The organism is Pseudoalteromonas sp. ASV78 (genome assembly GCF_047806705.1).
Lineage (GTDB): Bacteria > Pseudomonadota > Gammaproteobacteria > Enterobacterales > Alteromonadaceae > Pseudoalteromonas > Pseudoalteromonas prydzensis_A.
In genome coordinates, this window is the sequence record NZ_JBLOPA010000002.1 from 621,113 (window position 1) to 634,918 (window position 13,806).

At 42.0% G+C, this 13,806-nt stretch carries 10 protein-coding genes; 1 reads left to right on the forward strand and 9 read right to left on the reverse strand.

Annotated elements, in window-relative coordinates; translation table 11 throughout:
* Window positions 1–51: 51 nt before the first annotated feature.
* The 5 genes from ACMVDV_RS20850 to ACMVDV_RS20870 form a co-directional block, all read right to left on the reverse strand.
* Window positions 52–846: a LytR/AlgR family response regulator transcription factor gene (locus tag ACMVDV_RS20850; RefSeq protein WP_416159502.1), complete on the reverse strand. Its 795-nt coding sequence runs from the start codon at window positions 844–846 to the stop codon at window positions 52–54.
* Window positions 843–1,898 (reverse strand): sensor histidine kinase, encoded by a 1,056-nt coding sequence (locus tag ACMVDV_RS20855; protein WP_416159503.1) that lies wholly within the window; start codon window positions 1,896–1,898, stop codon window positions 843–845. The genes ACMVDV_RS20850 and ACMVDV_RS20855 overlap by 4 nt, the downstream gene beginning before the upstream one ends.
* A gap of 56 nt (window positions 1,899–1,954) precedes the next feature.
* Window positions 1,955–4,477, reverse strand: a complete 2,523-nt coding sequence (locus tag ACMVDV_RS20860) for a glycoside hydrolase family 3 N-terminal domain-containing protein (RefSeq protein ID WP_416159504.1) — start codon at window positions 4,475–4,477, stop codon at window positions 1,955–1,957.
* Window positions 4,478–4,527: 50 nt separating this feature from the next.
* Complete coding sequence (locus ACMVDV_RS20865) at window positions 4,528–5,304, reverse strand: family 16 glycosylhydrolase (protein WP_416159505.1); 777 nt, start codon at window positions 5,302–5,304, stop codon at window positions 4,528–4,530.
* Between the two features lie 76 nt (window positions 5,305–5,380).
* Entirely contained in the window at window positions 5,381–8,083 is a 2,703-nt protein-coding gene (locus ACMVDV_RS20870) for a TonB-dependent receptor (protein ID WP_416159506.1), read from the reverse strand.
* Window positions 8,084–8,575: 492 nt separating this feature from the next.
* Here ACMVDV_RS20870 and ACMVDV_RS20875 point away from each other — a divergent pair, with 492 nt between their 5' ends.
* Entirely contained in the window at window positions 8,576–9,133 is a 558-nt protein-coding gene (locus tag ACMVDV_RS20875) for a TMEM165/GDT1 family protein (protein WP_304183448.1), read from the forward strand.
* On the opposite strand, the gene ACMVDV_RS20880 is transcribed toward ACMVDV_RS20875, so the two are convergent.
* The 4 genes from ACMVDV_RS20880 to ACMVDV_RS20895 form a co-directional block, all read right to left on the reverse strand.
* Window positions 9,130–10,344 (reverse strand): PepSY-associated TM helix domain-containing protein, encoded by a 1,215-nt coding sequence (locus tag ACMVDV_RS20880; RefSeq protein ID WP_304183451.1) that lies wholly within the window; start codon window positions 10,342–10,344, stop codon window positions 9,130–9,132. The two genes, ACMVDV_RS20875 and ACMVDV_RS20880, sit on opposite strands and share 4 nt — an antisense overlap.
* A 17-nt stretch (window positions 10,345–10,361) precedes the next feature.
* Entirely contained in the window at window positions 10,362–12,506 is a 2,145-nt protein-coding gene (locus ACMVDV_RS20885; protein ID WP_416159507.1) for a TonB-dependent siderophore receptor, read from the reverse strand.
* A gap of 117 nt (window positions 12,507–12,623) precedes the next feature.
* Window positions 12,624–12,884 (reverse strand): hypothetical protein, encoded by a 261-nt coding sequence (locus ACMVDV_RS20890; protein ID WP_416159508.1) that lies wholly within the window; start codon window positions 12,882–12,884, stop codon window positions 12,624–12,626.
* A 72-nt stretch (window positions 12,885–12,956) separates the two neighbouring features.
* Entirely contained in the window at window positions 12,957–13,511 is a 555-nt protein-coding gene (locus ACMVDV_RS20895; RefSeq protein ID WP_416159509.1) for an isochorismatase family protein, read from the reverse strand.
* Window positions 13,512–13,806: the final 295 nt, after the last annotated feature.

The following is a 13,806-nucleotide window of genomic DNA, read 5'->3' on the forward strand; positions in this document are numbered from 1 at the left end:
TAAATCAATACCCAACCACTTTTAGCTTGAAAAACCCTCTAGTTTAACGAGTTAGTGTTTGAACAAACTCTTTAAATTTTTACTATACGTACGGCTGACTTTGAGTGTTTTGCCACTTTGTAATACTGCCGTGTATTCAGAGTTTCGAAGTGGGTTAAGCTGCTTTATATGGCTTAAATTAACAATCGTTGATTTATGTATGCGCAGAAAATCATCTGGTAAGGTGTTTTTCTCAAGCTCTTTTAAACGCGCTCGCATTACGTGTGTTTCTGCTGGTGTATGAACACACATATAATCACCCGCGGCATCAATCCATAAAATATCTTTGAATGGTATGATTTGAATCGGGTTTTTGGCATCTTGAATAACTAAATTTTCATGCTCAAATTTATATTCTGAATGAGTAGGGATAGCGACTTCACTTGCTAAATCATCAGCTAACGCTTGCTGGACTGCAATTAGCTCATTTTTCCTATGGAACTTTTCCATTTTGGTTACTCTATCAATGGCTTCTGACAAGCGAGCTAACTTAACGGGTTTAAGTAAATAATCTAAAGCCCTCACTTCAAATGCTTTTACTGCATGTTGATGAAAGGCGGTGACAAAAATAACCGCTGGGCAATTCTCTGGTTGAAAATATTTTATTAATTCAAAACCTGATTTCGTTGGCATTTCTATATCTAGAAAAATTAAATCAACGTCATTGTTGTTGAGCAGTTTAATTGCTTCGTCAACACTGGCAGCGCTACCAATTACCTTAATTTCAGGAAAGGCTTCTAGGCGAATGCGTAAGCCTTCAATTGCGCTATATTCATCATCAACCAGTAAGGTGTTTAATTGGATCATTGTTGCAAACCATTAATAGGAAGAGAAATACAAAACCACGCACCGCCAGTGTTGACATTGCCTTTTTCAATGCGGTGGCTGTTACCATACATTAATTTTAAGCGTTGCTCACAATTAGCCAAACCGATACCTCTTTTAGTTTTTTTATTTTCATCAAAGCCTTTGCCAGTATCTGCAACCTTAATAAGCAATGCGGTTCTGGTTTTTTCAATCGCAATGGTGATCACCATTTTTTGCTCTGCACGCATACCGTGTTTTAAGGCATTTTCGACTAAGGGCTGGATCAATAAAGACGGGATCAACAAGTCATTACATGCCTCTGCAACACTGATATTAACCTCTAGCTTGTCGGCAAATCGACACTGCTCAATATCTAAATAAGTGCGTAAAATAGCAATTTCTTCTTTAACGGATACTTTTTCAAGCGGATCTGTGTATAAACTATGGCGCAATAAGTCACATAGTTTTTCCAGCATAGTTACTGCTTGCAGGCTTTCTTTTTTCAAAATTAACGTACATATTGCATTGATACTATTAAACATAAAATGCGGGTTAAGCTGATAGCGCAGCATTTTTAGTTGTGATTCTTTGGCTAGATGAGTGGCTTCTGCAGCCTTTTGCGTCTGCTCGAGATTATCTAAATAAATTTTAGTTCCGTAGTAAAACGCCGTCCACGTTGACAGCATGGTTAAGGATGCAGACGTCCATGTACCAAAGTCAAACCACGACATTGGCAGCCACCAATTGCCATATAGCCACTGCAGTGTGATCCATTTAATTTGCGTCCAAAGTAGTGTTGCTACCACTAAAAAAATAATGTGTAGCGTCACTTTGACTTTTACGCTTTGAACACGAGCGAGGCCATACACTTTTCTTAACAATAAAGTTATTAAAAAACCAAATGTTGCATCAATAATTAAATGAGGCACATGGATAGTCCACGGCTCTTCACTTGGCATTTTAATCATTAATTCGGTCAGCATTGCGTAAACAATCCAACCGCAGCTTTGGAATAACCAGAACAGCTGACTTCTAGGGTTATTGGTATTCACATTGTTAAATCCAATTTTATAGGCAGTGTTAGGGTGCTAAACTGCCTATAGCATCTCTAATTTGGGCAACTTAATGACAATGAATCATTATCTGGCTTTAGAGTCAATGCAATATCCGCAACGGCTAAACTTAAACTGTTACTAGTAATACGTATTGCATCGCTTGTTTGCTGTTCAGCAAGCTTGTTACCAGCACAATTTAAGGGAATAGCTAAAGTATGCCAGTTTTTATCCGCCATTAGCTTTTCAAACGATGTGAAATCAAGCTCTGTTAAACAGTTGTCTTTATTACACATGATTTGTAATTTAGAGCCAAGGGCTGGAGCTTTATCTATACGCATTTTTAACTCAAGGTAAGCTGTATTAAATTTGCTATCTAGCAGCTCTGGCTTAAGGTAACTCAGGCTAACAGCGCCTTGTGCTCGCCAATTAAACTGTCTTGCATCTTCTTGATAAGATAAGTTTACCGACTGCATAACTAAACTCTGTTTATCGCCACTGGTAGCAGAGGAACCTGCAGAGGTAACTTTGGCGGTTGCCGCATCTGCCAGTTGCCAAGTTAGGTTTTTCGCTAAGCTGCGCACAAATAGCGGATGCAAATCACTTTTACGGCTTTGTTTAGGACTGGTCTTTTCACTAAGCGCGGGCACATTTACGCTGTCCTGATACGTTAAGCCATAGCCATAAGGGAATAACGGATCGTAATCAGCATCCTTTACGTTTAAGGTAAATTGATCATCATATTTCGGCCATGAAAAGCTCAACTTGCCGGTGAAATCAAACTGAGTTTTACCTTCGCTATTCGTCAACAATACATCCGCAACGCCTTGCCCTTCAGAGCCTGGCAGCCAAGCGGCCACAAATGCATCGGACGCGTTTAATTCTTTATTAACCCACAGTGGCCGGCCACTTAAAAAAACGGTCACGACGGGAATATTATCGGCCTTAAGCTTATTTAAAAGCGCCAAATCATGTTTAGTGTCATGCTGATATTCAAGCAATTCTATGTCACCGAACCATTCTGCGTAAGGCTGTTCACCAATTACAACAATCGCTACATCGGGCTTGCTGGTATATTCACCAGATTCGCTCAAGATGATTTCGCCACCTGCTTTTGTTACTTGCGATTGCAGACCTGAAAAAATTGACGTGGCATTGGGGAAGTCGCTATTGGTATTGTCTGTGCCTTGCCAAGAGACGCTCCAGCCACCCGCTTGCATATTGATAGCATTTGCCCCTTTACCGGCAACTAAAATACGGCTAGTTGCTTTTATTGGCAGCACGTTTTCGTTGTTTTTTAATAAAACCAATGACTTTCTAACGGCTTCTCTTGCCAAAGCGCGATGCTCAGTGGCGCCTAACCACTGTGGGTGTTGTGATTCAGGGCGCGCAGATGGTTTACCCTTCGAAAAAACGCCCCAGCGAATTTTAGCTCTTAAAAAGCGCCTTACGGCATCGTTTATTCTCGATTCTGTGATTATACCGGCTTTCACTTGCTTAACAGTATTATGATAAAACGCTTCAAAATGCTCTGGCACCATGATCACATCAACACCTGCGTTAATCGCCTGCGCGCATTGTTCAAGGTCGCAGCCTTCAACAAACTTGTGAGCATTCCAATCACTGACCACAAAACCATCAAAGCCAAGCTGATTTTTAAGTACCTCTGTCAATAAGTATTTATCACCATGCACACGCTTACCATTCCAGCTGTTAAACGACGCCATAACTGACTGTACGCCTTCATTAATTGCAGAAAAATAACCAACGCTGTGAATGTCTTTTAAGCCTTGTTCATCAATAATAGTATTACCGCGATCAATGCCTCGCTCAGTACCACCATCGCCGACAAAATGCTTCGCGGTGGCAATACGATGAGTGCCTTTTAAGAAATCATCGCCGATATTGCCTTGAATACCCGTAACCATTTCACCTGCATAGTGTTTAACCAGATCTGGGTCTTCTGAGTAACTTTCATAGGTTCTGCCCCAGCGATCATCCCTAACAACGGCAACTGTGGGGGCAAAACTCCATTCAATACCCGTGGCGGAGACTTCTTTTGCCGTTGCTTGTCCGATGCGTTTAATTAAATTGGCATCGCGCGCAGCACCCAGCCCGATATTGTGAGGAAATAACGTAGCGCCATACACGTTACTATGCCCGTGCATCGCATCGGTGCCCCAAATTGTCGGGATCGCAATCCCATCAAGGGTTGAGTCCATTGACGCTTGATACATTTCATCAGCGTATTTTAGCCAAGTTGCTTGGTTGGCGCGCTTATCACCATATGGGGCTGTATTACCGCCATTTAGGTATGAGCCAAAACCATATTTTTGCATTTGCTCAACACTTAAATAACCAATTTCCGGCTGGATCATTTGCGCCACTTTTTGCTCTATGGTCATTTTTGCGAGTAGTTGGTCAATCTGCGCTTCAACAGCTGGGTCGCGCTTAAGCTTGTTGTTTACATACGGCCAGCTGACGTGCTCACTCACTGCACTAAATGATGATTGACAAGTAAGCGCGGCAACGACGGGCAATAAACACAGTGCTAATTTAGAGTATTTGATTTGAGACATTAAAAACCTTCGAGTTTAAATTCTATTTGATAAATGCGAACTGATTAATTTCATTGTGGAATGTATTCAATAAAATCATAGTACGCCCACGACGGGCTGCCATAATATTGGCCTGGAAAGTAATAAGCTTCGGTTGAGTTATCGCCATGCCACTGGTTGATCATTATTTTTGTATTATCCGTAGGCCAAGCATAAGCAGGAATTTCATTTTCAGCTAAAATACCATCGCCATTGTCTTTGTAGAGCACTCTTAATGTTTGCTCGTTTCCTTGAGAGTCATACAAATACCAGCGAATTGCGGTATTGGACCAATCAAAGCCGATGGTTAATAAGTCTTCTCTGTAATCAAGCCCATACTGACTGAGATCGATGTCTTTTTCCCAGCTTTGATAAGTGCCTCCTTGCGGCTGGTAAATAACATTAGTATGAACCACATTGCCAAGTGATGGCAAAAGTTCGATATCAATCTCTTGCCACGCACGCCCGGGCACATCCCACCACGATGTGTAAGTAAAAATAGAAGACACAGTTCCCGCTATATTGCCCGACTTAAGGCTACCTTGTACCTTACCAAAACTGTAAAAGTTGTTACTTTGCAGCTCTGCACATGAGCCTTGCGCCAATGAGAGAGTCACGCCATGCTCACTTGGGTTGATCATTGCGGGGCTAAATGCACAACCAAAAGGCGCGCCATTATCACCACTGCGGGCAGTCCAAATGGTATTGTCGTAGCCCCAAGAGAAATTATCCTTAAAATAATTTGCATATGTACAAGGTGAGATAAATACAATGCCCGCCACTAAGGTGTTAATAAGCGTTGTTTTCATGATTGATCCTTATTTGAAGTGTACGCCTGCCACAGTGACATATTCACTGTGGAAGGCATCATTTTGTTGAGGTTATCTAAAATGAAAAACCCGCTCTAACACCGTAATACCTTGGCATGCCAAAGCTGCCTTTTGGCACGCCTTTACTGGTATTATTCCAATATTGAATTGTTTCATCAGAGGCATTATTTACAAATACTTCTGCGTACCAGTTTTGTCCTTGCGGCTCATATTTGATTGAGGCGTTATACACTGCAAAGGCATCTCGGCTATCATCAATATATTGTGTCGCTTCGTCAGACACTGCAAAGTTCATGTCATCTAAGTGTTTATCAACATTCCACACCGTTGAGTACGACTCATCTTTCCAACTGGCATTAAGCCAACTATGAATAAAACCATATTCACCAAGGTTGAATGTATGTGTGTAGCTTATGTTTGCCGTGTACTGAGGCGTCATTGCTAAGTTGTTACCTTTAAGGTTGGTTGCTAGCAATGTATTCTCAGGATCTTTTGATTCCTCATAAGAAATATCAAACAGGTACTCAGCGTCGTAATCCCATTTAGTGTGCCAATCTTCAGTCACCTTTGCATCGGTCCAGGTTACATAACCGGTGATACGGCCATTTGGGTATGGCTTCCAATCAAACTCAAGCTCAATCCCTTTTATTGTCGAACTTGGTACATTTTGTGTGTAATAAGCAATTACAGGTTTATTTTGATAATCAAGTACTGGCTGGCCATTGCCATCTAAAATCGGCGTGCCGTTATCATCTTCTACAACCGATAACCGCTCAACGTTACCAATTGAGCCAACAGAGGCGTATTGCATGTCGGTATAATCGGTGTAGAAAAACGCCGCTTTTAAGTTTAAAGAGTTATCAAAAAAGCTGGATTTAGCACCTATTTCCCAAGTGAGTACTTCTTCTGGAGCAAATTTAGTTTCAAAGCGTGTTACATCACCGGTTCTGTCATTAACCACTTCATATACATCACCAATTCCTCCCGCTTTAAAACCGCTGGCAAGGTAGGTATAAACCATGGTTTCGGCTGAAATGTCATAATCTAAACCAACACGGAAATCATGATGCTGCCAACTCCCTTTGTTGTCGTTTTCAAAGTACGACGCATAAATAGAAGGATCTTCATAATAATCAGCAGGTAGATTATTAAGGTCGGTTCTATTTAACCAACCTACGGCACAGCCATCGGCATTAGAGCAGCGGTACGTTCTACCGCCTTTATCTTGTTTGGTTTCGTCACTAAAACGATAACCAAAGGTGGCGTGTAATTTATCGGTTAATTTATATGTGCCTTGTCCAAACAACGCAAAGGCATCGGTAGAGCGATCGGGTTGATCCCAAAAGGCTTTATCATCCATCGGGTTATCGTAATAACCTAAAGTCGTGGTTTTTTCGTGGAAATAGTTAGCACCCACAATCCAGATAAAGTCGCCATATTCATCTGACTGTAATTGCACTTCTGTTGAAAATGATTCAGCGCCAGTACCATCTAAAAAGTACGTTGCGCCATCCCACGGATCAAGCCCAACTTCGCTATCTTGTGCTGAAGAGCGCTCCATATTTTCATAACCTAGTAACCAAACCAGTGAATATTGATCATTAATGTCGTAGTTAAGGGTGTTTCTCAGGTAAGTGATATCTAAATTCAGCTCGCCCGGTACATTAACAACCGCTTGATAGGTATTGTCACTTGGTAAAAAGTTTGAACAATCGCCGCCCAATTCAGCTGAGCGTCCGCGTATTTTGTCGCAGTTCACTAAATCAAGGTTGTTGTTGCTGTCATTAACATACTTTTGAAAAACGGTATGGTTTGAAAAGCTGCCATCTAACGGTTCCCAAAGAGTACTAATTCTGAATGAGTACTCGTTGGCATTATTGTAAAAATCGCTTTTATCAGCCGGTGTTAATTGCCGTACTTTTTGCGCCTCGGGATCTGTCCCTGCACCATCGATCCACCAGTTTTCGCGCTGTGTGACGGTTTGCCCAACACCTTGGTATGAATCTTCAGAAATCACTGGCGCATTGAGTATCTCATCACTTAATCGGCGTGAGTCATATTGATTGGGGTCATAGTAACCTTCTAGGTAAGAGTCCCGTTTTAGGCCCTTACCAGAAAATCGCACCGCAAATTCTTCATTGATTGGGATATTGATCATAGCATCAATATTTTTACTGTTAAAATTTCCCGTTTCAATATTTAAGTTACCATATAAATGAGTGAATTCAGGTTTTGCTGAAATAACATTAATACTGCCCACCGTGGAGTTTCGGCCAAACAAGGTGCCTTGCGGGCCCCTGAGTGCTTCAACGCGATCAATGTCATACATTAGAGCAAGCGCGCCTTGCATTCTTGGCGAATAAATCCCATCAAGATGGACGCCAACCGCAGGATCGCCAAGCTCAGTAATATTGGTAGAGCGTACCCCACGCATAGAAATAACCGGCGCAGATTGATCGGTTGCGGTTGAAATATCTAAACCTGGCACTAGGTTAGCAATATCTTTAACACTGTTAACGCCATTTTGTCTTAGATCTGCTTCTGTTAATGCGGTAATGGCAACCGGGGTTTCCATTAGCTTGGTTTTACGTTTGGTGGCGGTGACTGAGATAACTTCTAAAGAGGTACTTTGTGCTTGCGCAGATTTGCTTTCATTCGCATTTGTTGAATTATTAGTAGCTGCTTGTTGGGCATGTAATGGCAATGAGCAAGCCAATGCTACGGCTATTGATAATGCTTTTTTATTTATTGTGTGCATGTGCGACCTTTTTGATGTGTGTGTAAGCGTTAAACTTTGTTACTTTTATTTAACAGTCTCACAGTATCCATAGGGTCTTTTTTGATTACTAGTCAAATACGCTAAAGCGAGTTAGATATAATACAAGCCGAAATCAAACATTGTTCAATAAACAAACTGATCTAATAAATTGCCTGCTCACAGCGCTATTGCTGTCAATTATGTCATGCTCCCCCTTGATACGGTCACATTTCAATTTAATGCATAATGCCATGCTTGTACCTTTACTCTAAAACTAAATTATGGCAAAGTGCGCGCTTCTCGGGGGAGTAGCCTGCTTGACCGCTTTTTTATTAAAGCGCGGCAAGTAAACTTATCAACATAATTGCACCGCATGTGCATGGTAAGTTTGTAATGTAGCAAGCATTATCGGCAAGACCTGGGTAAACACTATCCTCATGGCGGGAGATAGGCGTTTACCTTGGTTTAATGTTCCCGCCTTATAGAAGTAAAATGGATACATTTATCACATCAACCGTCACCGTTACCCTAGCTGAAATAGGCGATAAAACCCAGCTTTTATCCTTGTTACTGGCTGCCCGCTTTGCTAATAAAACCGCACTTATTTTAGGTATTTTGGTCGCAACACTCATTAATCATGGCTTATCTGCGTGGTTGGGAAATTATTTAGCGGGAAGCGTCAACGCTGCTTATTTACCTTGGCTTGTTAACGGCTGTTTTATTGCTGTTGGTTTATGGCTTTTGATCCCCGATAAGGATGAAGAAGTAAGCAATAAATACGATCAATACGGGGCATTTTTAGTTGCCTTAGTGCTGTTTTTTATCGCTGAAATTGGCGATAAAACCCAAATAGCCACGGTGTTACTTAGTGCGCAATATCAATCAGTATTATGGGTCACTATAGGTACTACGGTGGGTATGCTGCTTGCCAATGTGCCGGTTATTTATGCGGGTAATGCGTTATTACAACGGATCCCACTGGCAAAAGTAAGAATGCTGGCTGCAATCGTATTTGTTGCACTTGGTTGCTATGGCTTAGCGACAAGTTAATTATTTACCTGCGAGATACCAAGCACTGGCGAATACACTGTAGGCGGTGCTTGGCGAACACTAAACGTTTGTACAGTCAGCAGGAGTGAATAACCTATTAGCAGCATGCTGACAACCCCGATAACACCAAACCACTTTAATAATGACGGTTGCTTGCGTTTTACTCTTAACCAATTCATATATAACCCAGCCATACAGATACAGGTCATCAAAAAGCCAAATAACGCCCAAATTAATTTAGTACCTAGCCCTGCAAAGTTACCAAAATGCAAGGGATCCGCGGTATCTTTAATGCGCGCTAGAAATGGTAGATCTGCGGCCTTTTGGACTGCAAGCACCTGTGCTGAAGCCGCATCTAAGTACACTTTATTGGCTCGTAAGCGCACTAAAATGTCATTGTTATCACCTAATACCACAACCGGTTTATTGGCTTTGGTTGGGTATTGTATGGCGCGAATAAGCAAGCTTGGAAATGCCTGCTGTGCAGCGCCGATCATCGTACTGGTAGCGAGTGGTTGTTCGGCATTACTTTGTAATTGTGCAACGGTTGCCGGAGGTGTTACATAGTGAGCAATTTTGGCAGTTTGTAAGCCATGCTCGACTAAGTACCAAACGCCAGTAATGGCCATTACCACAATAAACCAGTAGCTCCAAAGCCCCAGTAATTTATGCCAATCAGCCCAGCTGCTGCGATTTGTTGTTTGTAATTGCCGTGGCTTTTTTAAAAAATGTCGCCACCATTGACGATATACGATTGGACTAGTAAACACTAAAATAACTAATAAAATAGCCAAACTAGTGACAATCAGCTTACCTGTCCAGCCCATTGATAGATTCATGTGCCAGTTACGTAAAAAGCGCGATACTCGCCCCCACTGGCCTTCGCCAAGCCACTGACCAGTTGCTCCATCAACATACACAAACAAAAACTGCTGCTGCCACTTAAGCGACACTTCAGTTGCTAAGTAAGGTTGCTGATGGCGCATTATGCTAATCACTTGGCCGCCAGGATAACGCTGAGCAAGCGTATTCTCAATTGCAACAAAGTCAGTGCTGGAAGTATGCGTAAGCGCACGAAATTGAGTATCCGACAGATACTCAATTTCGTGGCTCAAGGTTGCCAAGGTGCCAGATAAACAGGTTATCAGTAGCAAAATGCCAACAAAGAGCCCTGCCCAAGCATGTAAGTTAAACCACTGCTTTGCTTTCATAGCGCGCAATAATCAGCTTAAAATGTATATTTGGCCGACAAATACACACGGCGCGGCTCGCCGGGGAAGTGCCCAGCACGGGTGATAAAACCGCTTGATGCATATTCTTTATCAAACACATTTTTCACTGATAGCTGCCAAACCCACTGCTGATATTCGGTTTTCCATGCCATGTTATACACAGTATACGGCTGCACTTTATAACCATCTAAACTGACTTGTTCATCAACATAATCAAGACCCGCCGCGATTGACGAATGCAATTGCGGCAACTCATAACGAGTCCATAAACCCGCCGTATTTTGTGGCGCATTGGCGAATTTATCGCTGCCACTTGCTTGCGCTGAAAACTTTTCACTTTGCTCAACAATACGCGTGTCGTTATAGGCATAGCTTGCTGTGATCACTAAACGTTCGCTAACATCGCCAACAATTTCCAATTCAAAGCCACGGCTATCAACCTCGCCTAACGCTTCCATTTGGTCAATGCCGGTGTCTGATAACTCAGTGCTGGCTTGTAAAATATTGTTACGAATGATCCGATACGTTGCCATATTCACAGCTAATGAGTCATCCAACAACTTAGTACGTAAACCAAGCTCGGCGATATTACTGTGCTCAGGTTTAAACGGCCCACCCACCTCTGGGTTTTGGTTACTGGCTGATTGTGGCATAAAGCCGGTGCCATACAGCGCATACGGGAAGAAGGTGTCGTTTAAGTTATAACTGGTACCAATACGATACGTTACATCGCTGTCGGAAAACTCAGTATTATTAAGTACATCGGTATCTTCAAAGCGGTCGTAGCGCAGGCCAAAAGTGACATTCCAGTTATCGGTTACATCAACTTGGTCTTGTGCATACAAGCCAACTCGTGTTGACTCGGTAGTTGATAAACGTGGTGTCACGTTTGCTAAATCATAATCATCTTTTGCGGTAAGCCCGTATTCAGGGTTTAAAATTGAGATCCCCGGTACTGGGCCGCCTTTACTAGCTTGCTGCGCCGTTCTATATGCTGAGTCAAACTCATGCTGATACCAATCTACGCCCACCAGCATGACATGTTGCATGGCAGCCAGCTCTGTCTCAGCAATCAAATTAGCAGTGAAACTAAGCCCAGTATTTTCGCGTTGTTGATCGCGAAACTCGCGTTCGCTCCAATCCAAAACGCCATCACCGTCGGTATCGCTTAGCCCGCGTGGCTCATGGTAGTTTTGATTCGCCTCATTATTAAAATAACGCGCGGTTACATCAGTGCGAAATACATCATTAAATTGGTGCTGAAAACTGGCTTGAAACACATCTGCTAGTACGGTTTGGTAATCCGTTGCTTCATTATGGTTCCAGCTAATGTCAGCAATAAAATGACCATTCTCATCCACTGGCACGCCACGTAATCGAGCGCCCCCTAACTCTTGATCAATATGGGTATATTGCAATACTAGGTTGGTGTCGTCTGTAAAATCAAAACGATAGCCTAAATCAATAATGGTGTTGTCTTCACTGGTGTTTTCACGAAATGGCTTATCTGAGTCTTTATAAATGCCGACTCGATAAGCTTGAGTTTGTTCATCGTTTACGCTCCCCGTGGATTCAACGGCGGCGCTAAAAAAGTCATCATTGCCCACTTCAAGTGCCAGTGTGGTGTTGCTGTTATAGCTTGGCTTTTTGGTCATGTAGTTAATAATGCCACCAGGATTACCACTGCCATATACCGCACCACTGGGGCCTTTTAATACTGCAACTTGATCAATATTAAATAATTGCGGTACTGCAAAACCACTAAATGGGTCACCTTTTACGCCATCATACAAAATTTCGTCTTGGCGAAAACCACGAAACGTAACACCTGAATAACTGAAGCCATTCACACCCGCAATGTTGCTATATAAGTCGGTCACCTGACGTGCAGCCTGATCGCTAATTAATGCTTGTGGAATAATCTGAATTGACTGTGGAATTTTTTCAAGCGGGGTATCCGTACGAGTGCCAAACGTTGACTCAGTTGGACGGTACATAGAGAAGGCTCGTCCCACCACTGAGATGGTTTCTATGTCTTTTTCTGCAACGGCCGCAGGCTGTTGTTCGGTTGCAGTCTGGGCTGTTACACCGGGAGTAACGAATATGCTAGTTAGCGCAAGTGAAATTAAAGAGTGTTTCATTGATATTTATACAGCAATCAAAATAATTTGACAGCATGATAATGAAAACTACTATCATTTACAATACTAAAAAGTCATTAAACTTATCCTAGCATTTCAGCCTTATTATTTACTTTGTTAAGTTATTTTTTTAGGCTCAGTCGCAAACCGCATGATATAGCTGCAACTCTTACACGATAACAGCGATGCGCTGCCATTTGCCCAATCCAAATTGAGGAAAGTCAAACCAGCCGTATTTAATTGCGCAGTGCCTAATTCAAAGTGACTACCACCACAATGTATACACTTAGCTTTAACACCTTTGAGCTGATATTCATCAGCATTGACGGCGTTCATTGCGCCTTTAAGACCTTTGCCTAACTTAGAAATAAATGACATTTAACTCCTCCTTGGAATTATTAATATAAAAATTGATGGTTAATGAACTGTAAAGAATGAAATAGAATAAAATCATTTCACTATTTCTAAAACAGATTTAAATAGCGTAGTATTCGCCACTTCGGTCCATTGAAAAATCACACTTTCAGCGCAACTGATCACAGCCCCAGCTTGCCTAAGTTGAGCGATAGCTAAGTCTCGATGAAGATCATTACGCGAACTCACGCCATCAGCGATTAACACTACTTGATACCCGTTTGCTAGTAGATCTAAGCACGTTTGCAGCACACACACATGCGCTTCCATTCCTACCACTATGATTTGCGGGCGCTCATAGGTCGCAACCTGTTCTAAAAATCCCGCCTCTTTACAGGCACTAAAGTGCGTCTTATCAAAATAGCTTGCCTGTTTAAATTGTTGCTGTAATTGCAGATCCGTCTCTCCAAGACCTTGTTTATACTGCTGAGTAATAAGGGTAGGAACAGCCAGTAACTCTGCTGCTTTAGCTAATTGCAAAGTGATCTGCTTTATCTGTTCATAGCGCTGCATAACCGGTTGTAATTTGTCTTGAATATCGATGACCAACAATAGGCTTTGCGCCGCCTGTGCGTTAAATGAATACAACAATTTAAACATCCTGAAAAATAAACATAATAAGCAGCATAATGCATTTGTGATAATCAAGTCACCTTATGGCAGATAATTCATCGTATCAATAGCACGTAATAAATTAATAAGCCTAAATGGCAAGCTTGCTTTAGCAGCAATGCCTTGGCTGAATCACTTTTAATACCAATGGAAGTTCGCATCTTAAGGTGACTTGGGTAGATATGGCTAATTCTTTAATTGAACTACAAATTGTTATGCTATATTTACTAACGACTAACGTTTTTTACTTAAGTGGAGCAATAACATAAGTGCA

What these genes read in the sequence shown, in the direction of transcription:
- ACMVDV_RS20850 (WP_416159502.1), bottom strand. Translation starts at nt 846, where the DNA reads ATGATCCAATTAAACACCTTACTGGTTGATGATGAATATAGCGCAATT.
- ACMVDV_RS20860 (WP_416159504.1), bottom strand. Translation starts at nt 4,477, where the DNA reads ATGTCTCAAATCAAATACTCTAAATTAGCACTGTGTTTATTGCCCGTC.
- ACMVDV_RS20865 (WP_416159505.1), bottom strand. Translation starts at nt 5,304, where the DNA reads ATGAAAACAACGCTTATTAACACCTTAGTGGCGGGCATTGTATTTATC.
- ACMVDV_RS20870 (WP_416159506.1), bottom strand. Translation starts at nt 8,083, where the DNA reads ATGCACACAATAAATAAAAAAGCATTATCAATAGCCGTAGCATTGGCT.
- ACMVDV_RS20875 (WP_304183448.1), top strand. Translation starts at nt 8,576, where the DNA reads ATGGATACATTTATCACATCAACCGTCACCGTTACCCTAGCTGAAATA.
- ACMVDV_RS20880 (WP_304183451.1), bottom strand. Translation starts at nt 10,344, where the DNA reads ATGAAAGCAAAGCAGTGGTTTAACTTACATGCTTGGGCAGGGCTCTTT.
- ACMVDV_RS20885 (WP_416159507.1), bottom strand. Translation starts at nt 12,506, where the DNA reads ATGAAACACTCTTTAATTTCACTTGCGCTAACTAGCATATTCGTTACT.
- ACMVDV_RS20890 (WP_416159508.1), bottom strand. Translation starts at nt 12,884, where the DNA reads ATGTCATTTATTTCTAAGTTAGGCAAAGGTCTTAAAGGCGCAATGAAC.